General features: G+C 71.9%; 19 protein-coding genes and 3 pseudogenes. 11 read left to right on the plus strand and 11 right to left on the minus strand.

What is annotated here, in order from left to right; genetic code table 11:
• The first annotated feature begins 209 nt into the window (after positions 1-209).
• From WMF43_RS32165 to WMF43_RS32180, 4 genes are all read left to right on the plus strand, one after another.
• On the plus strand, positions 210-1,808 hold the full coding sequence (locus WMF43_RS32165; RefSeq protein ID WP_437670616.1) for a hypothetical protein: 1,599 nt from the start codon (positions 210-212) through the stop codon (positions 1,806-1,808).
• Positions 1,809-1,970: 162 nt separating this feature from the next.
• Positions 1,971-2,705, plus strand: coding sequence for a hypothetical protein (locus WMF43_RS32170; RefSeq protein ID WP_437670618.1), 735 nt, complete (start codon positions 1,971-1,973; stop codon positions 2,703-2,705).
• 56 nt (positions 2,706-2,761) lie between these two features.
• Positions 2,762-4,417 carry an SBBP repeat-containing protein gene (locus tag WMF43_RS32175; RefSeq protein WP_437670620.1) on the plus strand — a complete coding sequence of 552 codons (1,656 nt, stop codon included), beginning with the start codon at positions 2,762-2,764 and terminating at the stop codon, positions 4,415-4,417.
• Positions 4,418-4,791: 374 nt separating this feature from the next.
• Complete coding sequence (locus WMF43_RS32180) at positions 4,792-6,384, plus strand: hypothetical protein (protein WP_437670622.1); 1,593 nt, start codon at positions 4,792-4,794, stop codon at positions 6,382-6,384.
• Between the two features lie 46 nt (positions 6,385-6,430).
• On the opposite strand, the gene WMF43_RS32185 is transcribed toward WMF43_RS32180, so the two are convergent.
• From WMF43_RS32185 to WMF43_RS32205, 5 genes are all read right to left on the minus strand, one after another.
• Positions 6,431-7,720 (minus strand): AgmX/PglI C-terminal domain-containing protein, encoded by a 1,290-nt coding sequence (locus tag WMF43_RS32185; RefSeq protein ID WP_437670624.1) that lies wholly within the window; start codon positions 7,718-7,720, stop codon positions 6,431-6,433.
• A gap of 91 nt (positions 7,721-7,811) precedes the next feature.
• Positions 7,812-8,543: a response regulator transcription factor gene (locus WMF43_RS32190; RefSeq protein WP_437670626.1), complete on the minus strand. Its 732-nt coding sequence runs from the start codon at positions 8,541-8,543 to the stop codon at positions 7,812-7,814.
• A complete protein-coding gene (locus tag WMF43_RS32195) occupies positions 8,540-10,378 on the minus strand; it encodes an ATP-binding protein (RefSeq protein WP_437670628.1) in 1,839 nt (612 codons plus the stop codon). Before WMF43_RS32195 ends, WMF43_RS32190 begins: the two co-directional genes overlap by 4 nt.
• 94 nt (positions 10,379-10,472) lie before the next feature.
• A complete protein-coding gene (locus WMF43_RS32200) occupies positions 10,473-11,225 on the minus strand; it encodes a hypothetical protein (RefSeq protein ID WP_437670630.1) in 753 nt (250 codons plus the stop codon).
• A gap of 46 nt (positions 11,226-11,271) precedes the next feature.
• Positions 11,272-11,970 carry a hypothetical protein gene (locus tag WMF43_RS32205; protein ID WP_437670632.1) on the minus strand — a complete coding sequence of 233 codons (699 nt, stop codon included), beginning with the start codon at positions 11,968-11,970 and terminating at the stop codon, positions 11,272-11,274.
• Positions 11,971-12,714: 744 nt separating this feature from the next.
• On the opposite strand from WMF43_RS32205, the gene WMF43_RS32210 reads away from it, so the two are divergent.
• From WMF43_RS32210 to WMF43_RS32220, 3 genes and pseudogenes are all read left to right on the plus strand, one after another.
• The gene (locus tag WMF43_RS32210) at positions 12,715-13,632 is read left to right on the plus strand and encodes a hypothetical protein (RefSeq protein WP_437670633.1); all 918 of its coding nucleotides are present in this window, start codon (positions 12,715-12,717) and stop codon (positions 13,630-13,632) included.
• A gap of 108 nt (positions 13,633-13,740) precedes the next feature.
• Positions 13,741-14,514: a nucleotidyltransferase domain-containing protein gene (locus tag WMF43_RS32215; RefSeq protein WP_437670635.1), complete on the plus strand. Its 774-nt coding sequence runs from the start codon at positions 13,741-13,743 to the stop codon at positions 14,512-14,514.
• Positions 14,515-14,708: 194 nt separating this feature from the next.
• Positions 14,709-15,071 (plus strand): annotated as a pseudogene (locus WMF43_RS32220) (PhzF family phenazine biosynthesis protein); the annotation flags it as partial.
• A 121-nt stretch (positions 15,072-15,192) separates the two neighbouring features.
• Here the strand turns inward: WMF43_RS32220 and WMF43_RS32225 are convergent.
• Both WMF43_RS32225 and WMF43_RS32230 read right to left on the minus strand, forming a co-directional pair.
• Positions 15,193-15,285, minus strand: a pseudogene (locus WMF43_RS32225) (hypothetical protein); the annotation flags it as partial.
• A pseudogene (locus WMF43_RS32230) lies at positions 15,276-15,370 on the minus strand (Uma2 family endonuclease); the annotation flags it as partial. The pseudogenes WMF43_RS32225 and WMF43_RS32230, both read right to left, overlap by 10 nt.
• A 473-nt stretch (positions 15,371-15,843) precedes the next feature.
• Between WMF43_RS32230 and WMF43_RS32235 the strand changes: the two are divergent.
• Together WMF43_RS32235 and WMF43_RS32240 are read left to right on the plus strand one after the other, a co-directional pair.
• Positions 15,844-17,142 (plus strand): ABC transporter substrate-binding protein, encoded by a 1,299-nt coding sequence (locus WMF43_RS32235; RefSeq protein WP_437670637.1) that lies wholly within the window; start codon positions 15,844-15,846, stop codon positions 17,140-17,142.
• 78 nt (positions 17,143-17,220) lie between these two features.
• Positions 17,221-18,357 (plus strand): substrate-binding domain-containing protein, encoded by a 1,137-nt coding sequence (locus WMF43_RS32240; RefSeq protein WP_437670639.1) that lies wholly within the window; start codon positions 17,221-17,223, stop codon positions 18,355-18,357.
• A gap of 46 nt (positions 18,358-18,403) precedes the next feature.
• Here WMF43_RS32240 and WMF43_RS32245 read toward each other — a convergent pair whose 3' ends face one another.
• On the minus strand, positions 18,404-18,706 hold the full coding sequence (locus WMF43_RS32245) for a hypothetical protein (RefSeq protein ID WP_437670640.1): 303 nt from the start codon (positions 18,704-18,706) through the stop codon (positions 18,404-18,406).
• On the opposite strand from WMF43_RS32245, the gene sigJ reads away from it, so the two are divergent.
• A complete protein-coding gene (gene sigJ, locus WMF43_RS32250; RefSeq protein WP_437670642.1) occupies positions 18,705-19,589 on the plus strand; it encodes an RNA polymerase sigma factor SigJ in 885 nt (294 codons plus the stop codon). The two genes, WMF43_RS32245 and sigJ, sit on opposite strands and share 2 nt — an antisense overlap.
• A gap of 13 nt (positions 19,590-19,602) precedes the next feature.
• On the opposite strand, the gene WMF43_RS32255 is transcribed toward sigJ, so the two are convergent.
• Together WMF43_RS32255 and WMF43_RS32260 are read right to left on the minus strand one after the other, a co-directional pair.
• Entirely contained in the window at positions 19,603-20,478 is an 876-nt protein-coding gene (locus WMF43_RS32255; protein WP_437670644.1) for a hypothetical protein, read from the minus strand.
• A gap of 269 nt (positions 20,479-20,747) precedes the next feature.
• Complete coding sequence (locus WMF43_RS32260) at positions 20,748-21,551, minus strand: SDR family oxidoreductase (RefSeq protein WP_437670646.1); 804 nt, start codon at positions 21,549-21,551, stop codon at positions 20,748-20,750.
• Positions 21,552-21,686: 135 nt separating this feature from the next.
• On the opposite strand from WMF43_RS32260, the gene WMF43_RS32265 reads away from it, so the two are divergent.
• Positions 21,687-22,109: a winged helix-turn-helix transcriptional regulator gene (locus tag WMF43_RS32265; RefSeq protein ID WP_437670648.1), complete on the plus strand. Its 423-nt coding sequence runs from the start codon at positions 21,687-21,689 to the stop codon at positions 22,107-22,109.
• 166 nt (positions 22,110-22,275) lie between these two features.
• Here the strand turns inward: WMF43_RS32265 and WMF43_RS32270 are convergent, their stop codons facing one another.
• On the minus strand, positions 22,276-23,769 hold the full coding sequence (locus WMF43_RS32270) for a glycoside hydrolase family 6 protein (protein ID WP_437670650.1): 1,494 nt from the start codon (positions 23,767-23,769) through the stop codon (positions 22,276-22,278).
• Between the last annotated feature and the right edge of the window lie 714 nt (positions 23,770-24,483).

Consider the following 24,483-nt stretch of genomic DNA (forward strand, 5'->3'; position numbering starts at 1 on the left):
TCCCACGACGCCTCACAGGCTGCGACCGGAGCGCCGCGAAAGGCGCTCCGGCGGGCCGTTGACGCCCGGGAGAGCGGCGGCTTTCATCGGGGCATGCGTCCAGACCTCTTCGACGGCCGGAGCGACGACCTGCGTGCAAACCGCAGATCCGGCGATGGCGGTCTCTCTGCGGCGACCTCGACGGCGCCGCGCGGCGGGGGACCGAAGTGATGAAGCGCGCTGTCGGAGGGATTCGAGCCCTGTGCGGCGCCGGGCTGCTCGCCGCCGCTTCCGCCGCGGGCTGCAATGCGATCATCGGTCTCGAGGTCGGCGAGCTGGATCCCTCGACGGGCGGCGCGGGAGCGACCTCGTCGAGCGCGTCGTCGGGCGACGGCGGCAGCGCGGGCGACGGCGCCGGCGCGGGCGGCGCGGGGGATGGAGGCGGCGCGGGCGGCGCGGGGGGTGGCGGCGGCGGCGAAGAGGCGCTCTGCAGCTACGTCCGCGCGGGAGATGGCGACCCCCCAGCGGGAGAGTGGGGCGCGCTGGCCGGAAGGGAGATCGTCGACATCGCGGCGGGCGCTCGCACGGTGACGGCCCTCGTCAACGGCCCGCAAACCTTCTCCGTCGCGAGGTGGACCGACGCCGGCGCCCTCGACAGCGGCTACGGGATGGAAGCGACCCTCGTGACAGGCAGCATCCGGGGCGAACGTCTGGCCATCGGCGGGGAGAACACCTACATCGCCGGCTCGGCGGAGCCGGGCGCCGAGACGCCGGTGCTCACGGGCGGATGTCAGATCAGCGCGAAGGCGGATCTCAGCCCCAGGGTGAGCTTCGTGGCCGCGCTCGACGAGAAAGGCGCGTGCCAATGGGCCTGGAGCGTGGACGCCGTGTCCAACACCACGCCGCTCGACCTCGTGGCGACGCCCGAGTCGGTCCTCTTCGCGTTATCGCTGTCAGGGGCCCCGACCACGAGCAGCGGCGCTTGCACGCTCGGGTCCGGCGCCAACAATGCCGTGGCGGAGCTCATCTCGATGACCCCCTCGGGGACATGCCGGTGGAGCCAGGCGCTCGGGCCGTGGGAGGTGGTGCGCATCGCGGCGCTCGTCGTCGATCCGCGGGCGATGGATGTGCTGGTGATCGGCGACTACAGCGCCCCGGATGGCGCCATCGCGATGCAGGGGAAGACGCTCCCCCGCTCCCTGGACAGCGACCTGTTCGTGGCGCGCGTCCGGCTGGCCGACGGCGGCCTGAGGGACGTCACCACGATCAACGCGCCGGGCCGCCAGGCCGCGGCGCGGCACGGGGCCGCGCTGATGGAGGACGGCGACGTCGTGATCGCCGGGACCTACTCCGGTCCGTCCTTCGATTTCGAGGACGACCAGTGCCCGTCGATGCCGCCCGCGGGAGAGAAGGACAACACGTTCGTCCTGCGTGTCTCGGATGGACAGGTGCTCTGGAGCCGCGGGTTCGGCGACGAGGTGGAAGATCAGCTGGTCACCCGCGTGGCGGTGGACGAGCAGGGCTCGATCTACGTAACGGGGACGCTCGAGGGCGAGATCGACCTGGGGAACGGCCCGCCGCTCACCGCCCCGCCGGGTCAGATCGCGAGCTTTCTGATCGTGATGAACGAGCACGGCAACGTCCTCTCGTCCTCCGCGCTCGTGGGCGAGGAGACCGTGTGGACGTGGCGGGTCGCGCCGGGTCCGACGCTGCGCGATCCCCTCTACATTGCCGGTCAGATGACGAAGTCCTTCTACCTCGTGCCCAGCGATCACCCCATCGCGGAGAAGGGAGAGGGGTTTATCGCTCGGCTCGCCGGCCTGTTGTGATGGCGGCGCGCCGCGCGCGGCACGCCGCGCCGAGAGCTCACGACATCCCCGCACGCGAGCTCAGGCGCTGCGACCGGACCGCCGGCGCCCATGTCCGGATCGGCGTTTGGCGCGGGCCGACCGCCGGTTGACGCCGGGGGGAACGACGGGTTCCATCGAGGGATGCGCTCGATTCCTCCTTGCTTCGGTCTCGCGCTCGCCGTGTTTCCCGCCGCAGGCGCCGCGCTGAGCGGAGGGTGCGGCTTCCCGGACGTCGTCGTCGTCGGGGACACCGGCTCCGCGGGCGCAGGCGCGGGCGGCGCGAGCTCTGCCTCCGCGTCCCCGAGCACCGCGGCCGGGTCCTCGGACGCGGCGGGCTCGGGCGGCGGCGCGGCGGGCTCGGGCGGCGGCGACGGCGACGGCGGCGCGGTGACCTCGGGCGGCAGCGGCGACGGCGGCGCGGCGGTCTCGGGCGGCGGCGGCGACGGCGGCGCGGCCTCGGGCGGCGGCCCGGCCGCCTCCAGCTCGGGCGCTGGCGCGGCGACCTCGGGCAGCGGCTCGGCAGCCACCGGCTCCGGCGGCGGCGTCGTCGACTGCGACGTCGACAGCGACGGCTACCGGTCGACCGCGTGCGAGGGCGGCAACGATTGCAACGACAACAACAGGCTGGTCCACCCGAACCAGCCCAGCGTGTTCTACGACACGCCGATCTCGTCCGGGGGCGGCTTCGATTACGACTGCAGCGGCGAGGAGGAGAGGGAGTTCCCCGCGGTCAGCTGCTCCGGCCTCGTCTGTACGGCGGCGACCAACGTGTTCCTGGCGAACGTCGCGTGTGGAAGCCGGGGCCCGCTCGGCAACTGCAACGCCCTCTGCCAGTCGACGATCACGTATCCCGACTCCATCAGGGCCTGCCATTGAGCCCGCGCCCGCGCGATGGCCGCCGCGAGGATTGCACGCAACGGAGAACCGAGGTGATGAAACGCGATCGTAGGAAGATCCGGTCCGTCCTGTCTTGCGCCGGCCTGCTCGCCGCCGCGGCGGGAGGCTGCAACGCGCTCATCGGGCTGGAGGTCGGCGAGCTGGACCCGTCGCAGGCCGGCGCGGGCGCCGCCCCGAGCGCGGCGTCCTCCACGGGAAGCGCGGGCGGCGGCGGCGCCGGCCCCGGGGGCGCCGGCCCGGGGGGCGCCGGCCCGGGGGGCGCCGGCCCGGGGGGCGCCGGCTCCGGGGGCGGCGACGCGGGCAGCGGGGCCGGGGGGCCGTTCTGCGACGGCCCTGGGGGCGAGGTCCTCACCGAGCCGCCTTCCGGCTGGGGCGAGACGGTCGGCTTCCACATCGGCGACCTCGCGGCGCTGGAGGGCACGGCGACGGCCGCCATCAACGAGGTCGCCGCGGACGGCAGCGAGAAGCTCACCGTGGCGAGGTGGAGCCCCGCAGGGGCGCGCGACGCCGGCTACGGGCTGTCGGCAGCTGGTGCCTGGGGCACGCACCTGGCTGTCGGACCAGGCTTCGCTTATGTGGCCGGCGACGCGACGAAAGGGCTCGATCTGCCCAGGTCCGAGGGGCTCACCGCGTGCCGCATCGGCGCCCCCGTGCTGCAAGCGACCTACGAGCCCAGCTTCGTGGTCGCGCTCGATCCGGCAGGCAAGTGCAGCTGGGCCTGGGGCGTCGATTCTCGCGGCGGCGCCACCACGCGCGGCCTCGCCGCGACCTCCGAGTCGGTCGTCATGGCCGTGGAGGTGGTGACCGAGGGCACGACGTTCGGGCGGTGCGCGCCGGCGGGCGGCGTCCCGCAGGAGTCCGTTCTGCTCGCCGCGCTCCGCCCCGCGGACGGCGCCTGCCAGTGGAGCCGGGTCCTCGGGGCGCGGGGGCCCGTGACCCCGAAGGTGGTCCTCGCCGACTCGAGGGCCGGATCGCGGCTCGTGACGGTGGTGGGCGACTACGACACGCTGAACGGACCCGTCTCGTTCGGCGGGGAGACGCCGTTCGAGTCGATGGACCGCGATCTCTTCGTCGCGCGGTACGTGTCGAACGACGGCGCGCCGCGGGAGGTCACGACGCTGAGCTTCGAGGGAGATCAGCTCGTGGCGACGCACGGGGCCGCGCTGCTCCCGGGCGGCGACGTCGTGATCGTCGGCACGTACCGCGGGCGCCTCGACTGGGGGGACGGCTGCTCGGAGCTCCCCGACGCGGCCGAGACCGACAACTTCTTCGTCGCGCGCGTCTCGGACCACGGCGTGGCATGGAGCCGCGGGTTCGGCGACCCGACGGCGAGCCAGACCGCGACGGGCGTGGCGGTGGACTCGGTCGGCTCGATCTACGTCACGGGGCAGTTCGAGGGCGAGCTCGTCCTCGACAACACCGGGAGCTTCACGACCGTGCCGGGGACGCCGGCCGGTTTCCTGATCAAGATGGATTCCAGAGGCAACATCCTCTCCGGATCCAAGCTCGGAGGCGACGACGTCGACCCCGTCTCCCTGTGGGCCGTCGCGGCGGGCCGGGTGTCCAGAGATCCCGTCTACGTCGCGGGCACGGTGACGGGGACCCTCGACCTGGGCTTTCCAAGGCCGCTCGGCAGCGACACCGATCAGGATTCACACGCGTTCATCGCGGGGTTCACGGGCATCCCCTGACCCGCAAGCGCACGCCTGAAGCAGCGGCCGCCCTCGATCACGCGCTGACCGCACGTCGACTCGCGATCGCCCCGACCCCCACTCGCCCGACCGCACCCGAACCCCGCTCGCCAAGGGAACACACGCCCCGCGGCATGCATCAGGCGAGCCGCGATCAACACATAAGGCGCTCCCCGGTATCGAGGGTGTGCATTCCCAGGCAACGGATATATTTCCAGCCGATGTCCTGCGCTGAACGGGGCCCGCCCGAGGGCTGCACTGCGCTGCGCTCCGCTCCTCGATCTCAGCACCTCACGCCCAGCTCAGCTTGGCATTGCGCCGAGGCTGGACCGATGGCGAGGCCGGCGGCGGCATGTAATAGAGCACGCACAGTAATGAAATGTGCTCTCAGGAAGGTTCAGGTCGCGTCCTGCGCCGCGCTGCTCGCCGCCGTGGCGGGAGGTTGCAACACGCTCATCGGCCTCGAGGTCGGCGAGGAGGACCCGGCGGGGACCGGGGCCGGCGCGCCCCCGTCCGCGAGCAGCTCGTCCGCGGGCGGCGCGGGTGCGGGCGGCGCGGGTGCGGGCGGGGACGACGGCGCGGGCGCGGGCGGCGGGGACGGCGCGGGCAGCGGCGGCGGGGCTCCGGCCTGCAACCAGGTCGACCCGGCCGCCGCCGTCGCGCCGCGGGGCCTCTGGGGCGACACGATCGGCGACGACGTGCGCGACATCGCGGCGGGGGACGGCGCGGTGACGGCCGTGGTCAACGAGGGGGCCTCGCTCACCGTCGCGCGGTGGAGCGCCAGCGGGGCGCGTGAAGCCGGGTACACGCTGTCGGCGCCCGGCGTCTCGGGGATGCACCTCGCCGTCGCCGCCGGCGCGGCGTACGTGGCCGGGGAGGCGGCGGAGACCGCCTCGCTGCCGTCGAGCCAGCGCTCCGGCTGCCGCATCGGCCCGCCCTCGGGGAACGGCGAGCGGCCCAGCTTCGTGGCGGCGCTCGACGCAACGGGTCGATGCACCTGGGCGTGGAGCATCGACGCCGACGGCGGCACCGCCGCGCGCGGCGTCGCCGCGACGTCCGACGCGGTCGTCGTCGCCGTCGAGACGCTGGGCAAGGGCAAGGCGTTCGGCGCGTGCGAGCTCAGGTCCGACGTTCCGGAGCGGTCCGCGCTGGTCGCCGCCTTCACGCCGGCCCGGGGCGCGTGCGCGTGGCACCGCGAGCTCGGGACACGCGAGGCCGTGACCGTGCGAGCGCTCGCCGCCCGCGCGGTGGCGGGGTCCGGCGCGGTGGCCGTGGTGGGCGACTACGACGCGGCGAACGGGGCCGTCTCGCTCGGCGGGGAGGCGCCCGTCACCTCGGAGAGCCGCGGCCTCTTCGTCGCGCGCTACGCGTCGCGCGACGGCGCCCCCCAGGCCGTCACGACGCTGAAGCTCGGCGGGGCGCCGAGGGTCGCGCCGCACGGGGCCGCGCTGCTCCAGGGCGGGGACGTCGTGATCGCCGGCAACTACGCGGGAACGTTCGACTTTCAGGACACCTGCCCGCGCATGCCCGACGCGGGCGCCACGGACAACGTCTTCGTCGCGCGCGTCTCGGGCGACCACGTCGCGTGGAGCCGCGGGTTCGGCGACGCGACGGCCGACCAGACCACGGCCGGCGTGGCGGTGGACGACGCCGGCGCGATCTACGTGACGGGGCTGTTCACCGGCGTGATCGATCTGGGAGCGGCCGGGAAGCTCACGGCCTCGGCGGGGAAGCAGGCGGGGTTCCTCCTCAAGCTCGACGCCGAGGGCAACCTCGTCGCGGCGTCCAAGCTCGAAGGGGACGGCGCCACGGACCTGCGGGCCGTCGCGACGGACAGGGCCTCGGGCGCCCTCTATGCCGCGGGGAGCTCGACGGGGCTGCTCGACCTCGACCTGGATCTCGGCCAGCTCGGCAGCGCCGTCGACGGGCCGCACGGGTTCATCGCGGGGCTCGCGAGCCCGCGCTGAGCCAGCCACCGGCCGTGCCGGAGCCCCACCGCGTCCGGCCGGCCGCTCAGCCGCCGGGCGAGAGCTCGATGGGATAGACGACCGTGGTCTTCTCTCCGGCCGCCGGGAACCTCAGCGCGCGCGTCGCCTCCACCATGCACGCCTCCAGGGTCGCGTCGCGCAGCGTCGTCGTGGCCGGGTCGACCTTCACGTCGGCCACCGTCCCGTCGCCCAGGATCGCGAAATCGAGCGGGATCGTCCCTGCCGCGGCCGGGCTCCGCTCGAGGAGCTCCTCGTAGCAGACCCGGAACCGTCCGAACTGGCCCCGCACAACGGCCTGGATCTCGTCGCGCAGCAGGTGCTTCGGCAGCGGCACCGCCACGGGCGCCGCCGGCAGCGCCTCCATCGCGGCGAGCGCCTCCTCGACCGCGGGGAGCTGCGCCCGGCGCGGGGCGGCGATCAGGATCACCGGCGGCGCGCCGCTGCGCTCGCGCGCGGCGATGAGCCCCTCGCCCTTCGAGAGCCGCTCGACCACCTCCGCCGAGGGCAGCGGCAGCTCCGCGTCGTACCGCGCGGGGATGTGCAGGTCGCCGAGGTCGAAGTAGAAGACCGCGAGGCTGGATCCGAGCCTCGCGCGGGCGGCCGGGATGCCGACCCAGCTGCCGGTCCGCGATGACCGCGCGTGGATCGGCAGCCTGTCGTCGCAGCGGGGGCAAGCCTCGCGCCGGAGCTCGCGGATCGCGGGCGCGAGCGCGAAGGTGCCGAGCCGGTCGCTGACCTCCCTGCTCCCGCCGAACGAGTGCACCTCGATCTCGATCTCCCGCGGCCCGGCCTCCGGCGCGGGGAAGTACCGCGCGAGCGCGCGGGCGAACGGCGACGTGTGCTCGTGCTCGCCCGGCTCCCCCGGCAGCGGCGCCTCCCCGCGCCCGGTGAGCAGCAACCGCAGGCGCTCCTCGGCCGCGGACTGGAGCGGCCACGACGGGCTGTCCGCCCGCTCGCCGAGCAGCGCCTCCACGGCGGCGATCGCGCCCTCGCGATCCCCCTCCGCCTCGAGCAGGCGGCTCATCGCGAGCCGCGCCTGATCGCGCTGCTCCGGAGCGGCCGCCGGATCGGCGAGCGCCTCGTCGAGCGAGCGGCGCGCGGCGCCGAGCTCGCGGCCGGTGTCGATGCGGCGCTCGGCCTGCTCGATCGCGAGCGCGACCGCGGCGCGCCGGTCCTCGCCGGCGGAGAGGTCGGCCTGCGCCTCGCCGTTCGGCGCGCCGGGCGCGCCGGGGGTCGGCCCGTCGACGCACGCGGCGGGGGCAAGCATCCCGAGGATCAGGGCGGCGGCGGCGGTGTGGTGATGGATCGTGTTCATGGCGTCTCGTTCCCTCCGGCGCGCGGCCAGCGTGCGGCAGCGCGTGAGGGGTATCTTGCGCGTCGCCCTTGTTGGCTCCGTCTTTGCCATGTCACCGTTCTGTCTCCGGCGCCGGAGCGCGGGTGAACCGGTAGCCGGCGCCCCGCACGGTCACGAGGTGCCGCGGCGATTTCGGGTCGGGCTCGAGCTTCGCCCGCAGCCGGTTGATGAAGTTGTCGACGGTGCGATCGGTGCCGAAGTAGTCCGCGCCCCAGACCGCGTCGAGGATGCGCTGGCGCGGCAGGAGCGCGCCCTCGCGCTCGACGAAGAAGCGCAGGAGCTTCATCTCGAGCGCCGTGAGCTCGACGGGCTCCCCGCGCCGCTCCGCGCGGTGGGCGCGGAAGTCGACGACGACCTCCGCGAACCGCACGACGGCGCGCTCCGCCTCGCCGAGCCGCCGCCGGCGCAGCGCCGCGTCGACGCGGGCGAGGAGCTCGGAGACGCCGAACGGCTTCACGATGTAGTCGTCCGCGCCGAGCCGGAGCCCCCGCACCTTGTCCTGCTCCTCGCCCTTGGCGGTGACCATCAGGATGGGCAGGTCCACGTCGCGCCGGCGGAGCTCCTCGCAGATCTCGAAGCCGTTCATCCCGGGCAACATCACGTCGAGCAGCACGAGGTCGGGCCGCGCGGCGAGCGCCGCCTGTAGCCCCTCGGCGCCGGTCTTCGCCACCTCGACGCGGAAGCCCGCGGAGCGCAGCGTCTTCTGGAGGCCGAGGCGCAGCGTCGGGTCGTCCTCGACGACGAGGACGGTCTCCAGCCTGCCTTCGGGCGTCTTCTGGGTCATGGCGTCTGCTCCTTCGGTCCTCTGGGTCCTGGGATCCACAGCGTGAACGCGGCGCCGCGGCCCGGCTCGCTGTCGACGCGGGCGCTGCCGCCGTGCGCGCGGGCGACGTGCCGGACCAGCGACAGCCCGATGCCGCTGCCCGAGACGGCGCGGCTCAGCCGGTCGTCGGCGCGCTCGAACGGCTCGAAGATGCGGCGCTGATCGCGCCGGGCGACGCCCGGGCCGCGGTCCTCGACGGCGATGGCGACGCCGCCCCGCTCGCGCGCGACGCGGACGCGGTAGGGGGCGGCGAGCGGCGCGTACTTCAGGGCGTTGGCGAGCAGGTTGTCGACCGCGAGCTGGATCTGGCCCGCGTCGATGCTCGCCTCCGCGGCCGGGTCGAGCTCGCGCACGACCCTGGGCATCTCCGGGTTCCGCTCCTCGAAGGTGTCGATCGAGGCCGCGACCGCCTCGGCGACGCGGGCCGGGGCGCGCCCTGTGGCCGCGCGCCCGGCCATCATCCGGCTGAAGCCGAGCAGCCGCTCCACGGTCTCGCCGAGCCGCCGCGACTCGCGCCCGAGCGCCTCGAACACCTCGCGGTGCTCGTCCGGCGCGAGCCGCCCCTCCTCGAGCAGCTCCGAGAGCATGCGCACCGACGCGATCGGCGTCCGGAGCTCGTGGGAGACGGCGGCGACGAAGTCGGTGCGCAGCTCGCTGGAGCGCCGCGCGGCGCGCATGCGCGCGAACAGGAGCGCGGCCAGCCCGAGGGCGAGCGCCGTGGCGGCGGCGCCGACGCCGACGAGCAGCCGCTTGCCGCGCGCCGCGTGCCGCTCCACGGCCGCTGGATCTGCGGGCGAGAGCCGCACGGCGAGCTCCGGCGCGATCGTCAGGAGCGCCGCGGGCGCGCCGCCGACCTCGGGCGCGACCGGCGCGCGCCCGGCGGCCCCGGCGAGCACGTCGGCGCGGACGTCGGGCGAGAGCGGGCGCGCGTCGCCGCGGAGCCAGCCGGCGAGCGAGCCGGCGTGGATCACGAAGCCGGCGGAGCGCCCGTCCGGGAGCGCCCGCAGCGTGCCCGCGGAGGCGCCCGCGCGCCACGTGACGAGCCCGCGCGCGTCGGGGCGCGCGCGCAGCGCGGCGTCGACGCCTCCGCGACGGAGCTCGGCCACGAGCGCGTCCCGCTCGGCGCGCGGGGCCGCGAGCGCCGCGCGCGCCCGCTCGCGCGGCTCGCCCGCGAGCGCGGCGTCCACCTCCAGCGCGGTGGCCTTCCGCTCCGCCTCGGAGAGCCCCGCCGCGTGCGCCTCGAGCCACACGGCGACGGCGCGCTGGTCGACGGAGACGGCGCCGCCTCCCGCGGCGTCGAGCGCGAGGACGGGCCAGAGCCACCGCCCCGCGGGCGACCGGGCCTCGGCGCAGCGCGCGAGGAAGTCGCGCCGCGCGCCGGGGCGGGCCTCGGCGTCCGGCCCGGCCGCGGCGCGGGCGAGCGCGGCGCAGCCCTCGGGCGCGGGCGCGGCCGGCGGCGCGGCCTGGGGCGGCAGCAGCACGGATCGGTCCGGGGCGAGCAGCACCGGCGCCGCGAACGGGGGCGCAATCCTGGAGAGCGCCGCGGCGACGGCGTCGGGGGCGCCGTGGCTCGGGAGGGCGGCGAGCGCGGCGGCGGCCCTGTCCGTCGCCTGGTCGAGCGCGCCCGAGAGGCGCGCGGACGCCGTGGACAGGCCGAGCGCCACCTCGCGGCGGGCGCCGTCGGCCTCGTTGGAGAGCGCGCGCAGGCCGAGGACGCCGACGCAGATCGCGGGCAGGCTCGCCGCGGCGGCGAAGAGCGCCCAGTCGCGCAGCCGGCTGGCCCGAGCGGAGAGCATGGCCGAGGATCTCACGGCCATGTCACCGGCGTGTCACCGGGCAGGGCGGCCCCGGTCGGGCGCGCCCCGGGGCGAGGCGCGCGAGGCCCGGGCCTCAGAAGCGGACGCGGAGCGAGCCGCCGGTCGGACCGACGACCAGCTCGGGGGCGTGGAGCGACGCCGCGCGCGGGATGTCGTTGCGCACCCAGACCTCCTGGTTGGAGACGAGGCCCGCGACGAGCAGCACGAAGCCCGACACCTGGGTGACCCCGTTCAGGAGGATGAGCGAGCCGGTGACCTGGCCGTCGTCGTCGTCGAAGTCGACGTCGTCGCCGCTCCCGAGCGTGATGAACGGCCCGCCGAGGGGCAGGAGCAGCGGCGCGTAGCCGCCGCTCGTGCTCGACCCCTCGCTGAGGATGGTCCCGCCCGTCAGCGCCGCGATCGCCCACGCTCCGCCGAGGACGGCGGTCCCCGCGATGATCATCCGGCGGTTCATCTGCGTCTCGAGGCGGTAGCCCTCCGGGGGCGTGCCGCGCTCCTTGTAAGGCAACGTCCGCGGCATGCCGAGGATGACCGGCGTCGGCGCGTACGGCGCGTCGCCTGGCGGCGGCGCGTAGCCCGGCGGCGGCGCGTAGCCCGGCGGCAACGTGTAGCCGGGCGGCGGCGCGTGGCCCGGCGGCGGCGCGTAGCCGGGCGGCGGCGCGTGGCCCGGCGGCGGCGCGTAGCCCGGCGGCGGCGCGGCCGCGTGGCCTGGCGGCGCGCTCGGCGCGGGCGACGGGGCGACGTCTTCCGCCGCCGCGGCCGGCGCGGCGAGCGCGAGCGCGCCGAGCAGCGCGGCCATCGAGTGGACAGTGCGGATCGCGGTCACGTGCGTCTCCCTCCAGGGTGAGAGCTCCCGGCGACGGCTCGCCGGCTCAGAAGCGCCATTGCAAGGCCGCGGACGACGCGCCGATCGAGACCTCCGGCCAGCGCGAGGCGGCGTGTGTCACGCCGCTCGATCCGACATCGAACTGGCGCTCCAGGTAGACATCCTCGTTGGCCATCCCGGCGGCGATCAAGATCAGGCCGCCCACCTGGAGCGCCATGTCGACCGTGAGCCAGAAGGTGCCCGCCCCCTCGGCCTCCAGGGTCGACGTCGCGATCGTCGGACCGACGAACGGAAGGAACAGCGGCGCGAACTCGTCCTCCTCCGCAAGCGACGCGATGCCCGCGACCGTGAACGAGACCGCGTACGGAACGATGGTCGTCACGAGGCCCGCCCCGACGAGCGCGCGATCCGCCCTGGTCTTGAGCGCATAGCCGCGGGGGATCGGATCCCCCGCTTCGTAGACGATCGTCCGCGGGTTGGCCCACGGCGGCAGCGCCGGTGGCGGCGGGATGTAGCCCGGCGGCGCCGGCAGCAGCTGGGCCCCTGGAGGCGCCTGGGGCGCGGCCGGCGCGCCCGCCGCGCTCTCGAGCGCGGGCCCCGGCGGCGCGTCCCCGTGCGGCGCCTGCGCGGCCGCCGGCGCGGCGAGCCCGAGCAGCGCCGCGGTCGCCGCGGCGGCCTGCGCTGCGAGCGCCACGGCTGCGCGGGCGCGGCGCGGGCGCCGCGCTGCGGGGCGGCGAGGCGGCATGATTCTCCCTTCCTTTGGCCTTGTCGGCATGCTGGCTCCGGTCGCGCTCGCGCGGCGACTCCAGGGAACTGCGGGTGACATCGGTGCGGCGACGCCAGGATACGCGGACAGCGCGCGAACTCAACGGCGCACGAGCGCGGGCGGCGCGGCGCGGCGCGGCCTCGATCCGGCCGCCGCACGCGAGCGCCGCCGCGTGGCCGGCGGAATCGGCGCCGCATCGGGACCAGCTCTGGAAGCACCTCCCCGCCCTCATGGGAGAACGCCGCTCCGGTCCTGCCGCGAGGCGCGGCTGGAGGTCGGCGCGCGCTCGAGCCCCGCGATCGCCGCCGAGCTCGATGGCGCACACATCATCTCACTCCTCACTCGGCGCGAGCTACCACGGCGCTGCCAAGTCGCGGCGACAGACCGAGCGGACGATCCACCGTCAGAACGCCGGAGAGGCGCGGGTCAGCCATCGATGAGCAAGGTTCTCTGGATTGCTCCTAGGACTTTCGACGCAGCCGAAGCGCCCATGATGCCACGCGTGCTCTCGACCGCATGGTGCACCGGGACAAGGTGGGTTGAATTGTGGAGGCAGATATCATCTCCTTCTTGGACGGCTTGAGCCGCGCCTGCGAGGTCGAGCGAATCTGACGCGGCGGACGCAGAGGGATCCGCCATGGCGCCGCCACCCCTGAGGCGGCACTTTCCCCGCGTTCTCCCGTCGTTTCACGTCGGTATGGCCTTTGCGAGAGGCCCAGCGTCATGCCGACGCTCGAGCACAACGCCCTCGTCGAGATGTTCCGCGAGACCCCGGAGCTCGCGCCCCGCTTCCTCGTGACCCTCTTCCACGTCGATGTGCCGCAGCATGCCTCGGTCGCGGTGGTCGAATCGTCGCTCGACCAGCTCATCCCGGTGGAGTTCCGCGCCGACCTGGTGCTCGAGCTCCGAGACGCGAACGGCACGCTCGTGCTGGCCATCGTGGTCGAGATCCAGCGCGACGAGGACCCGGACAAGAAGTTCTCCTGGCCCGTTTACGTCACGGTCGTGCGCGCGAGGAAGCGCTGCGACACGGTCGTCCTCGTGGTCGCGCCGGGCGCCGACGTGGCCGCCTGGGCGGCGGAGCGCATCGACGTCGGCCTCGGCTTCGGCCACGTCAAGCCGCTGGTGCTCGGTCCGGCCGTCGTACCCGAGATCACCGACCCGGCAGAGGCGGAACACGACACGGAGCTCGCCGTGCTCTCGGCGGTGGCGCACGGCAACGGGCCGAACGGGCTCGCCGTGGTCCAGGCGGCGCTCGTTGCTCTCGAGCGGCTCGACCAGGAGCACGCGGCGGTATACTTTCAGGTCATCTGGAACGGGCTGCGCGAGCCCATGCGGCGGGCTCTGGAGGCGTTGGTCATGGAACGACAGATCGAAGGCGAGGCGACGTTCCCCTCATTCGTGCAAAAGCTCATCGATCGCGGCAAGCTCGAGGGCATCCGCGAGGGCAAGCTCGAGGGCATCCGCGAGGGCGAGCTCAAGGGCAAGAGGGACACGCTGCTGCGGCTGCTTGCGCGTGCAGGGATCCCGCTCACCGAGCACGAGAGCGAGCGCATCCAGGCATGCACGGATGTCGCGACCCTCGACCGCTGGATCGACAACGTCCTTGCGGCGAAGACTGCCGCCGATGTGCTCTCCTGACGGTTCTAGGGTGCAGCCCAACAAGCGATGATGCTGACGGGCGTTGCCCGCCGCTTATCGACAGGTCATTAAGTGACAATGGCGACATCACACGGCACGCTACATCGAATGATGCCTGACATCCCGCAATCAGTTTCGGAGCTCGTCGACCTGCTGGCTGCCATGCCGGGCACGGTGGCCGTCGTCCTGGGTGGCTCGCGCGCCCTCAATCGCGGCGACGAGGGGAGTGACTGGGACCTCGGTGTGTACTACCGCGGCACGATCGACCTGACCGCGCTGTCCACGCGCGGGACCGTGTTCCCTCCAGGCTCGTGGGGACGCGTGATGAACGGAGGCGCGTGGCTCGAGTGCGGCGGGGAGAAGGTCGACGTCCTCTTACGGGATCTGGACGTCGTCGAGCATTGGACCAAGCGCGCTCAGGAAGGCGAGTTCGAGCGGGACGCGCTGCTCGGTTATCTGGCCGGGATTCCGACTTACAGCCTTACGGCAGAGCTCGATTCGTGCGTCGCGCTCCGGGGGCACGTCGAGGCGGCGCCGTTTCCGCCGAAACTCGCGATAGCCGCACCGCGGGTCTGGCGCTTCTGCAGGTCGTTCAGCCTTGACTACGCGCGGATGCACGCGAGGCGCGGCAACGTGGCCGGGGTCGCGGGGCAGGCGGCGGCTGCAGTCATGGAGGAGGCCCATGCGATCGCGTGCGAGCGCGGCCAGTGGGTATGCAACGAGAAGCACTTGATCAAAGCCACCGGCCTCGGCGACCTCAACGCCCTGTTTGCGGAGATTCCAGTTGAGCGCGCGAGCCTTCTCCAATGGGTGGGTCTCGTCGCGGACCAGCTCGGCGTGCCGAGAGACGAGGCGACGCCATGGAAGAGGGGTACGTTGTGAGGGCGCGCTCGTCGACTAACTGCGGCGTGCAGCGAACGCCGATCGCCGACACGCCGGCGTGCCAGGGCGCGCTGCGCCGGGGCAGCGCCTCCAGGTGTGCGGCATATATCCATTTCACCGGAGGCCGGTGACACCGGAGCTCCTGGCATCAATGTCTTCCGTCTAGAGGGATTCGATCCAGCAGGCGTCCCCTCGCGAACTCGTTCAATTACATGGCCGTGCTCGACAGCGCACATGTGGTCCGCACGCTTGAGCCTGATATTGCCGCCATCAAAGCGCTGGATCGCAGCGGGGTGATCGTGACCGCGCCGGGAGACGACAAATACGACTTCGTGAGTCGCTACTTCGCCCCGGCGAAGGGCATCCCCGAAGATCCCGTGACTGGCGGCGCACATTGCATGCTCACGCCGTACTGGGCCAAGCGGCTGAACAAGATCGAGCTTCGCGCCTTCCAGGCTTCGCCGCGCGGGGGAGAGCTGCTGTGCAGGCTCGCCGGCGATCGCGTCGAGATGGAGGGCTCTTGCGTCTTCTATCTGGAAGGCGAGGTGCAGTTTTGAAGGCTATGCGCGCCGCGCGTGTCGCCCGACAATGCCATGCACGCGACGTGCGAAACGCACGCGCGTGACGGCGAGCGACCCCCTGCGGGACGCCCACACGCGCCGCCGCCGCGGTCGTCCCCGCCCCGCCGTGGTGCACCACCTCGGCGCCCCTCGGGAACAGCGTCTGCGTCGGCGTGCTCCGAAGTCGGCGCGTCGTAGTCGCCGACGCCACCCTGGGAGACCGGGTACCCTCTTGTCGGGCGCGGCCCGAGGTGGAGCTCCGGCTCATCCAGGAGCACCCAGCCGCCGGGTCCGCCCATCGCCGAGGAAGGCGCTGCCGAGCTTCATCAACTCAAGATCCACGGCGCTATGGGCTCCAACGTCTTTGAACACCTCGGCCAGCCAGCCGATAGCGCCGATGCGCTGAAGGTGCCGCAGGGGTGAGGTATCGCTGGTGGCCTCCGCCAGCGGCGGCCTCCAGCGCGCGGAGCTCGGAGCAGCGCCGCGCCGTCTGAGCTCGTCCGGGCGGGTCGGCGACGGGGATCGCACGACGCTACACAATCGCACACTGCGGTCTCGCAGGATCCGATGACGCAGGCTCACCCCTCGACTCCAAAACCGCCGTTCAGGGTCAACGATGTGAGCCTTCCTCCTATATCCACATCACCCCTTGTTGTCTATGCGATGGGTCCTTGACAGCCCACTCCTCCACGTGATGCAGTGTCTCGAGGGGGCGGGCATGTATCATCGGTACCAGCAGGGGTTCCCTGCTCGCAGCCGCTTGCACGGCATGAGGAGATCGCTGGTCGTGGGGCTCGTGTCCGCGCTCTCGGCATCATGCTCGCCGGAGGAGCCCGGTCACCCCACGGATGCAGTCGTCATCGGGGCCATCCTCCCCTTCTCTGGGAGAGAGTCGGCCATCGGCGGCAACCTCGAGAAAGCCATGTTGCTCGCGCTCGAGGACCTGAACGCTGCGGGTGGGCTCGACGGCAGGCCGTTCGACATCGTGAGCCGAGACAGCCACTCGAGCGTGGAGCGCGGGTTGCATCAAGCGCGCGAGCTGCTCCAGACGGGAGAGGTCGCCTACCTGGTAGGGCCCGAAGAGGATGACCTCGTCCGTGAGATCACGCCGGAAATGAGGACGCTCGACCGCTTTCACATGCTGCCGGGGTACGCCGCGCCTTCCGTCGCGCGCAGCGATACGAGGGGGGGCGCGATGCGGCTCGCCCCTTCCCCGTTCGCCATCGGCTGTGCGCTGGCGAAGCTCGCCGTGCGCGACGGCGTCGCCACCGTGAATAGCCTCGCCGCGCGGGACGACTACAACACCAACGTCAGCAGCCGGTTCATGACCATCTTCGTGGAGCTCGGGGGCAAGGTCCTGCCCTCGACGACGTTCACGCCGGGCAAACAAGCGTACACGACCGAGCTCGAGTCCAGCTTCGAATACCGCGCCGAGCGCACGTTGCTGGCCGCCTACCCGACCAGCGCCTCGACCATCGTGACCGAATGGACCGCCTCCGGACGCCCGGGGACGTGGTTTCTTGGTCCTGCGCTGCGCACGGAGAGGCTGCTCGCCAACATCCCTACAGGCTCCCTCGATGGATACGTCGGGGTCACACCTTCGCTCAGCCTGCAGAGCGAGTGCCGCATCACGGACGCAGCCCGAGAGACGGTCGACTGCAGGACCGAGAACGCCGCCGCCTTCGTCGCGCACTTCTCCCGCCGGTGGGACCGTGAGGAGCCGTTCCCGGCGGCGCACTTCTACTACGACGGCGTCGTCCTCATCGCGATGGGCCTCGTGTACGCACAGGCGACGCGCGGGGAGATTCCTTCGTCTGGATACGAGCTGCAGCAGATCATCCGCGACCTGAGCAGCCCCGCCCACGAGAGCGCCTCGTGGCGGGATCTGAGGACGGCGATGGCCAAGCTGCGCGCGGGGATCCCTCTCCGATACGTCGGGGCGGCCGCAGAATACGAGTTCGACGAGCACGGAGAAAATGAGCATCATTTCATGCAAACGTGGACGATCCACGGTGATGCCTTCGTCGACCTCGGCCCCGCTCCCGTCACATGCAAGTCTTGGAATTGAGCCCGATGCAAGCTCGACGCTCACGCAGCCAGAGTTTGCCGCGCGCGGACGAACGAACCACGAACGGGGAGGAGCCTCATGACGAAGATTGGACGATGCTGGATGACGGCCTGCGGGCTCGCGCTGATGACGACGGCATGTGGATCGAGCGATGCACCCGACGTCCCCACGGAGGAGAGCCCCACACCCATCAAACGAAGGCCGACCCCCGTCACCGAGTTCACGCCGGTGGAGCTCGAGGCGACGGTCGATGATCTCATCGCCGAGCTCAACGAGCACGCGAACGAGTCCATGCACGCGGAGATCCTGCTGAAGATCGTCAACGGCTTCTTCGCGCCGGTCACCACGGCTGCGAACCGAGCCATGGGCGAGCTCGGGATCACGGGGAACGTGGTCGGGCGTCTTGAAGAGCCGGGCGATCAGGAGGAGGCGGTAAGGCTCCAGAATGAACAGATCGAGCAGACGGTCGCGGGGGGCGCCGAGGCCATCGGCCTCGCGCCCTTCGGCGACGGCAACGCATCCGCCATCGATGCGGCCGTCGCGAAGGGGATCCACGTCGTGACGCTCGACGCCGACGTGGAGGACTCGAAGCGCTCCATGTACGTCGGGACCCTCAACGGGGCAGCCGGTGCCACGGCAGGGGAGACCTTGCTCAAGGTGCTGCGCCCGCCGCCGGGCACGGTGCTCATCCACGGCAACGTCAACCCGGTCTGGGCTACCGGGCTGGAACGAACGCAGGGTGCTCAGCGCGTGTTCGAGGAAGCCGGTTACAAGACCGTGGTGACCCAAATCACCTTGACGGCCATGGGCGACGTCGAGGACGCCGGATCGATGAGGACCCAGATCGAGACCGAGGACCCGCCCGTCGTGGGGATGATCGGCATGTTCAACGAATCGTATCGGTGCGCGATGGCCGCGGAGGACGCGGGCAGGACGGACATCCCCATCGTCGCCTTCGACTTCGATCCGAAGACCGTCAACTACATGCGCAAGGGGCTCATCAACGCCACGCACACGCAGCGGCAGTACTACGAGGGCTACCTCGTGCCCTACATCCTCTACGGCATCAAGAACCTCGGCCTCGACGCGACCAAGAGGATCCTCGCCCCGCGGATGGCCGACGACAGCCGCCTCGACACCGGCATCGACGTGATCACGGTCGACAAGCTCGACGCCTACAATGACTTCCTCTACGCGCTCGGCGTCAGCCAGTAACGCCGCGTGATCCCGCCGTGGTCAAGCGCGCGGACGTGCTGAGCGCCTACTGGCGGGTGCGCTCGCCGATGGTCAGGAGGACGCGGCAGCCGGCGCGCTCGCCGCTGCGGACCTCGAAGGCGTGGCCGTCGTCGCCGGCCAGGGCCCAGTGATGGAGCGTGAGCGGGCCGCAGCGCTGCGCCGGCGGGTCGAGCAACGCGGTGTTGCCGTGGACCGCGAAGGTCCACGTGCAGCCGTCGCCGTCGGTGGCGGCGGCGGTGTGCGGTCCGGTGCGCTCGAGCGTGATGCTGCCGAGCTGGGGCTCGTAGCTCGGGCCGTGCTGTCCATGATCGCGGCAAGCCAACACCATGAAACCCGACGTCGAGAGCCACCGCCGCTTCCTGTTCGCGATCGCCTACCGCATGCTCGGCAGCGGGGCCGACGCCGAGGACGTGGTGCAGGACGCCTACATCCGCTACCTGGCCGTGCCCGAGACCGAGGTCGAGTCGCCGAAGGCCCTGCTCGGCACCATCGTCACGCGGCTGTGCCTCAATCTGTTGGGCTCGGCGCGCAACCGGCGCGAGACCTACGTCGGCAGCTGGCTGCCCGAGCCGATCTGGAGCGAGGTCGACGCGCTCGACGCCTCGTCCCCCTTGGACCGCTGGCAGTCGGTGTCGGTGGCGTTTCTGGTGGTGCTGGAGCAGCTCTCGCCGCTCGAGCGCGCGGTCTTCGTCCTGCACGAGCTGTTCGACTACGACTACGCCGAGATCGGGCGGATCGTCGAGCGTACGCCCGCCGCCTGCCGCCAGCTCGGGTCTCGCGCCCGCGAGCACCTCGAACGGCAGCGGCCGCGGTTTCCGCCCACCCCCGAGGCCCACCGCGAGCTGGTCGCGCGCTTCGCCCGGAGCGTGGGCTCGGGCGACCTGCGCGGGCTGATCGACCTGCTCGCCGAGGACGTCGTGCTCGACGCCGACAGCGGCGGGCGGTTTCCCGGCGCCGTGCTGGCGCCGTTGCGCGGCCGCGAGGCGGTGGCGGGCTTCGTCGCATCGACCCCGCGGCTCCCGGCCGGCCCCTTCGACGGGGCGATCGGCGACATCAACGGTGAGCCGGCGCTCCTCTTGCGCGACCGCACGGACGCGGCGATCCGCGTCGTCATCACGCTCGAGATCGACGGCGGCGTGGTGCGCGCCATCCGGGCGATGGCCAATCCCGACAAGCTGCGGTGGCTCAATGTCAGCCGCGATCGGGGCTAATCAAGGGCTCGCTTCAGGGCGGCGAGAACGGTCCAAAGAAGCCGGCGATGAGCGTCAGCGCGCTGGTCGCGTCGACGAAGCCCACATCCATGCCATCGAGCGATGCCGCGCTCCCGCCCTCGAGGCGCCAGCGGAAGTGCACCAGGCCATGAGCCTCGATGGCTCCGCTCGCCGGTACGATGTCCCCCGCGACCGAGGCCTGGAATTGGGCGATGGTCGCGTCGAGGCCGCGCCGACCCAGCTCATCGGCCGTCGGGTCGACGTAACGAGCTCCGTCCGTCCAGCTCTGCTCGATCAACGCGGCGCGCGCGGCCGGCTCGCGCTCGTTCCACGCGGCCTGGTAGGCTCGGACGACCGCCGACGCCGAGGCCGGATCGGTCGGTGGCTGGGCGGCGAGCGCGAGCCACGAGGCCCGTCCGTCGGCGTCCACGGCGCCGAAGAGGACGCTCTCTTCGTCGCCCCGCCGCACCTTGACGCGGAAGACGTCATGATGGGAATCGACCTTCGACTCGAGGAGCCACGGCCCGCCGGCGAGCAGCGCCGCCGGCGCCTCGGGCACCTCGCTCCGCCCTCGCGCATCGACGTAGAAGGCCGTCGGCCCGAGCTGCGCCCGCAGCTCCGCCTCCTCACCTTCGGAGAGCGCCCGCGTCAACCCCTCGACCAGAGGCGCCGCGAGCGGGTTCGGCGGCGCGAAGGTAGGCGCCCCGCCGGTCCCCTGTCCCGCGGAGGCGCCACCTCCGCCGACCGAGCTGTCGTTCCCCCCCGCGCCGGCGCTGTTCGCCGAGCTGTCGTCGGAGCAGGCGGGCAGCAACCCCAGCAGCATGAACGCGCTGGCCGCGGCGACGCCGGCCCACCCGGGACCAGAAGGGAGCTTTGCAGTGTCTTTCACGATGTCTGTCTCCGTGCCCCTCGCCGGCGCACCCCGTGCGCGCCTCCCAGGGCTGCCCGCGAACCTTGACGACGATCCGCTGCTCGGGCTCTCGATTTCGGCCGGGCGGCGCGTCCGCCGCGACGAGCGGTAGGCGTGGCGGCGCGAGCGGCGCGCCGCCTTGAGCTGGACCGCCGCCGCTCTCTGCTTCGGGTCGATCCAGCCGAGGTCGAGCCCGGCCTTGATGCTGGGCGCCAGAAGCAGCGGAAGCGCGGCTATCGTATTTCCCGTCACACGGTGGGCACAGTGCCCCCGTCGATCAGGTACTCGCTTCCATGGATGGACGCCGCCCTGTCGGAGGCAAGGAACGCGACGAGCTCCGCGACCTCTTCGGGCCATGCGGGACGCCCGATGGGGATACCGCCGAGCGCGTTCATGATGCCCTGCCGGGCCGCGTCTTCACCTGTACCGGCGTGGTCGGCAAGGCGCTTCACCATGGCGTCGGCTGCCGTCGTGCGGATCCATCCCGGGGCGATCGAGTTCACGCGGACGCCCTTCGGCCCGAGCTCCTTGGAGAGCGCCTTGCTGTACGTGGACAACGCGGCTTTCGCGGACGCGTACGCGATCGTCGCGTCGTGGAGCGGGAGCCGGCGCTGAATCGACGAAACGTGGAGGACGACCCCCGAGCCTCGCGCGACCATGTGCGGGAGGAGCGCGCGATCGAGACGCACGGCGGCCATGAGGTTGAGCGATAGCTCGTCGTGCCAGATGTCCTCGGTGAGCGACGCAAAGCCGCCGCCCGGTGCAGAGGATCCGCCGAGGGTGTGGACCAGGATGTCGATCCCGGAAAGCTCGCCCAAGACCGTGCGGACGACGGCGTCCACGCCCGCTGCCGTGGCGAGGTCGGCCTGTACGAAGACGTTCGGCGACTGACCTGCCGGGAGCGCAGAGCGCGCCGTGGTCACGGTCACGGCGCCCCCAGCTCCGAGGCGGCGGACGATGGCCTCGCCCGTCCCCTTGGTGCCGCCTGTGACGAGCACGCGCTTGCCGGCGAACTCCTCGGGATCGATCGAGAATTTTCGGGGCATGTTCATCCGTCGATCTCCAGGCGCGCGATCCGATCTCGAAATTCGGGTACTTGCATGGGCGGTGGTTCCTCCTGGGGGGACGACGGCACGCGGCCCGTCACGTGGGCCCCCTCGCACGCAAAGTTGGGCTAGGCTCATCGGGTGGCAAGAACGCACAAAAAAGTGGGGTACGCACCCGAAGGTGAGTACGAAGAGCCCGCCACCCCCGAGATCGCGGCCGAGCGCGTCGAGGAGGCCCTCCAGCTCATCAAGGGGCGCTGGAAGCTGGTGATCCTCTTTCGCCTCTTCGGAGGGAAGGTGCAGCGCTTCTCGGAGCTCGAACGCGCCATCCCTGGCGTCTCGCAAAAGATGCTGATCCAGCAGCTCCGGCAGCTGGAGCGCGACGGGATGGTGTGGCGCGTCACGCACCCCGAGGTGCCGCCCCGGGTCGAGTACGGGCTCACCGAGTGGGGGCAAGCGCTCTGCCCGGCGCTGGACACGCTGCTGCGATGGGCAGCGAAGCGCGGCGCGTCCTCTCCCGTCGACGCGCGTTCGTGTGATGGCTGCCCCGACTGTGACGCCTGATGTGAAACTGCGTGAGATTGGCGAGCATCCGGCGCCATGCCGTCGATGCGAGCGGCGGGCTCGACGCTCGGTCCGCCATCGATCTCGACGTGGAGCGCCTTCGATGCGCCCGCCGTGGCCCCCCGCAGCTCGAGGTGATACTCGGCGGGGCTGCCGCGGAGCACCGTCAAGGGACGGTCAGTACGCTGCGCTCGCACAGCCCGAGCGCGTATTCGGCTGACCATTTCCCCGCCGCGGGGAACCCACCGCAGTCCGCATCGCTGGCGCCGGGGGACTTGAGCCAGTAAAACGCGTCGACCAGCGGATGGCCGGTATCTGCAGTCGGCCGGGAGCCGAGCGCACGGCCGGGCGGGTTGGCCCACGCCGGGCAGTCGCCGTCGTGTGTTCCGCCGGTGTAGGGCCCCAGGCCGTTGCGGGCCGTGTCGACGACGAAGTGTTTCCCACCAACGCCGGCGCTGACCTTTTCACCCCACGCGATCTCGTTCGCGGTGAGCTGAAAATTGGCGTTGTTCGTGCTGAAGCCGTCCGCCCGCTCGATGCCTGCTTCCTTCAGCCTGCTGATCACCACGTCGGGCGTGTGCCACGCGCTGTGCCCCGCGTCGATGTAGACGTGCGCGTTCGGCCTCGATTTGAGCGAATACACCGCATATTTGAGCAGATCCAGGCGCTCGATCTTCTGCTCTTCCGACAAGCAGCTCATGTAGGCGATCGCGTCGGGCTCGAGGAAGACAATCGCCTTATCGTCCCCGATCCCTCTCGCAAAGCCGTCGATCCAGTCCCGGTACTGGCTCGCCTCCGTGAAGCCGCCCTCGGAGAAGCTGCTGCAGTCGCGGTGCAGGATGGCGTATGCCCCCATGACCGGCAGGGCGCCGGCGGCTTTGACCGTCGACACGAAGTTCTTCACCTGGAACTCAACGCCGTTCGAGTTGCCCGTCTCGGTCCACTCGGCGAAATAGCGCACGGGCTTCGCCGCGTCCGCGATCTTGCGCAGCTGCTGCGCGTCCTCCTGCCGTCCTTCCGCCGACCAGGTGGCCACCGTCGTCGCGGCCGGCGAGCGCGGGTCGACGTAGAATTTTTCACCGGCGAAGGGGTTCGATGTCGGCGGTTCTCCCAGTGTGACGGTCACGTTGTCCAGCACCAGATCTCGGTCGCATAGCGAGGTCGAGGCGTCGTTCGAGTAACGCACCTCGAGCGAGTGCGCCCCCGCCGATAGGTTCAGCGCTGCGCTGTAGGTCGTGTAGGTCGTGCCGGAGACCGTCGCGTTCAGCACCAGGTTGCCGTCGACGTACACCGCGGCCACCGGCGAGCCATCGCACAGGTTAGCGCGGGCCCGGATCGCGACCTGCTGGAGCGCGCCCGAGACGGTCGTCTTCGCCGATCCGTTGGTGTAGAAACGAACGGCCTTCGACGCCGTCGCCGAGCTGTCCGAGTAGACCCTCACCACCGAGCCGCTGAGCGACATCGTGTCAGCCTCGATGACCGATGATGCCGCCGCGGCCGACTCCTCGATCTCGACGACGGCGTCGCCGCCCTCGGTGCTGCCGGCGACGCAAGACGCAAGTGCCCCGGCGAGACCAACCATCGCCGGCGCGAGGCGCACCGAAGAGGCGCTCGAGCGGTGTTGATGTGCAAGAAAAGGAGCTCGATACGAACGATGCATGCTCTCTCCCACGAGGATAAGACGGTGTACGCTCGCCTGGGGCGTCGCCCAGGTCCGAGACGAGCCCGTAGGCCGGCAAAGCTTCTCTGTGACGGTCGATGGAATCTACGTATGCCGACGATTGAGCGCAACCCCACCGGAGCGACCACCACAAATCTTAACGTATCGCTGCCTCGCTGCCTCGCTGCCATCGTCATCTCATCATCATCGCATCATCGCCTCACCACCTCACCACCTCACCACCTCACCACCTCACCACCTCACCATCAAATTACATGCCATGAAACGAGAAAATATCATTGTTGACGTCGCGCGTCTGTGAGCCCGGCCGGCTCCCCCGCTGGAGCCGGCCGGGCCTCCCCTGTCTACGCGTCGTGCTCGTCCCCGCCGTGCTCGTAGGGTGGTGTGGGCGACGGCGGAGGGGCGCTCTGCCGGGGCTCGAACTCGGGGCAGGAGGGAGGGCAACACGAGGTCGGCTGCCGTGATGAGCTCTCGGCCGCGCGATCTCGGGTGATAGCAGGATGGCGTTCTCCCTCCGGCCTGCACCCGCTCGAAACCGAGGCGAGCGGTCTCCGGCGAAGAACACGAGCTGCGGGGCTCGGTGCGCACCACGGCGAGCGAGAGGATCGGCACCGAGGTGCTGCCCGCGGCGCTTGCGGCCTTCCGCGAAGCGCTCCCTGGCATCGCCGTAGAGGGAGGTGCGATCCGTCGTCG

This window comes from Sorangium sp. So ce131 (assembly GCF_051519095.1).
Taxonomy (GTDB): domain Bacteria; phylum Myxococcota_A; class Polyangia; order Polyangiales; family Polyangiaceae; genus Sorangium.

What these genes read in the sequence shown, in the direction of transcription:
- sigJ (WP_437670642.1), top strand. Translation starts at nt 18,705, where the DNA reads ATGAAACCCGACGTCGAGAGCCACCGCCGCTTCCTGTTCGCGATCGCC.
- WMF43_RS32195 (WP_437670628.1), bottom strand. Translation starts at nt 10,378, where the DNA reads ATGCTCTCCGCTCGGGCCAGCCGGCTGCGCGACTGGGCGCTCTTCGCC.
- WMF43_RS32205 (WP_437670632.1), bottom strand. Translation starts at nt 11,970, where the DNA reads ATGCCGCCTCGCCGCCCCGCAGCGCGGCGCCCGCGCCGCGCCCGCGCA.
- WMF43_RS32190 (WP_437670626.1), bottom strand. Translation starts at nt 8,543, where the DNA reads ATGACCCAGAAGACGCCCGAAGGCAGGCTGGAGACCGTCCTCGTCGTC.
- WMF43_RS32170 (WP_437670618.1), top strand. Translation starts at nt 1,971, where the DNA reads ATGCGCTCGATTCCTCCTTGCTTCGGTCTCGCGCTCGCCGTGTTTCCC.
- WMF43_RS32210 (WP_437670633.1), top strand. Translation starts at nt 12,715, where the DNA reads ATGCCGACGCTCGAGCACAACGCCCTCGTCGAGATGTTCCGCGAGACC.
- WMF43_RS32175 (WP_437670620.1), top strand. Translation starts at nt 2,762, where the DNA reads ATGAAACGCGATCGTAGGAAGATCCGGTCCGTCCTGTCTTGCGCCGGC.
- WMF43_RS32165 (WP_437670616.1), top strand. Translation starts at nt 210, where the DNA reads ATGAAGCGCGCTGTCGGAGGGATTCGAGCCCTGTGCGGCGCCGGGCTG.
- WMF43_RS32245 (WP_437670640.1), bottom strand. Translation starts at nt 18,706, where the DNA reads ATGGTGTTGGCTTGCCGCGATCATGGACAGCACGGCCCGAGCTACGAG.
- WMF43_RS32270 (WP_437670650.1), bottom strand. Translation starts at nt 23,769, where the DNA reads ATGCATCGTTCGTATCGAGCTCCTTTTCTTGCACATCAACACCGCTCG.
- WMF43_RS32180 (WP_437670622.1), top strand. Translation starts at nt 4,792, where the DNA reads ATGAAATGTGCTCTCAGGAAGGTTCAGGTCGCGTCCTGCGCCGCGCTG.
- WMF43_RS32215 (WP_437670635.1), top strand. Translation starts at nt 13,741, where the DNA reads ATGATGCCTGACATCCCGCAATCAGTTTCGGAGCTCGTCGACCTGCTG.
- WMF43_RS32240 (WP_437670639.1), top strand. Translation starts at nt 17,221, where the DNA reads ATGACGAAGATTGGACGATGCTGGATGACGGCCTGCGGGCTCGCGCTG.
- WMF43_RS32260 (WP_437670646.1), bottom strand. Translation starts at nt 21,551, where the DNA reads ATGAACATGCCCCGAAAATTCTCGATCGATCCCGAGGAGTTCGCCGGC.
- WMF43_RS32185 (WP_437670624.1), bottom strand. Translation starts at nt 7,720, where the DNA reads ATGAACACGATCCATCACCACACCGCCGCCGCCGCCCTGATCCTCGGG.
- WMF43_RS32235 (WP_437670637.1), top strand. Translation starts at nt 15,844, where the DNA reads ATGAGGAGATCGCTGGTCGTGGGGCTCGTGTCCGCGCTCTCGGCATCA.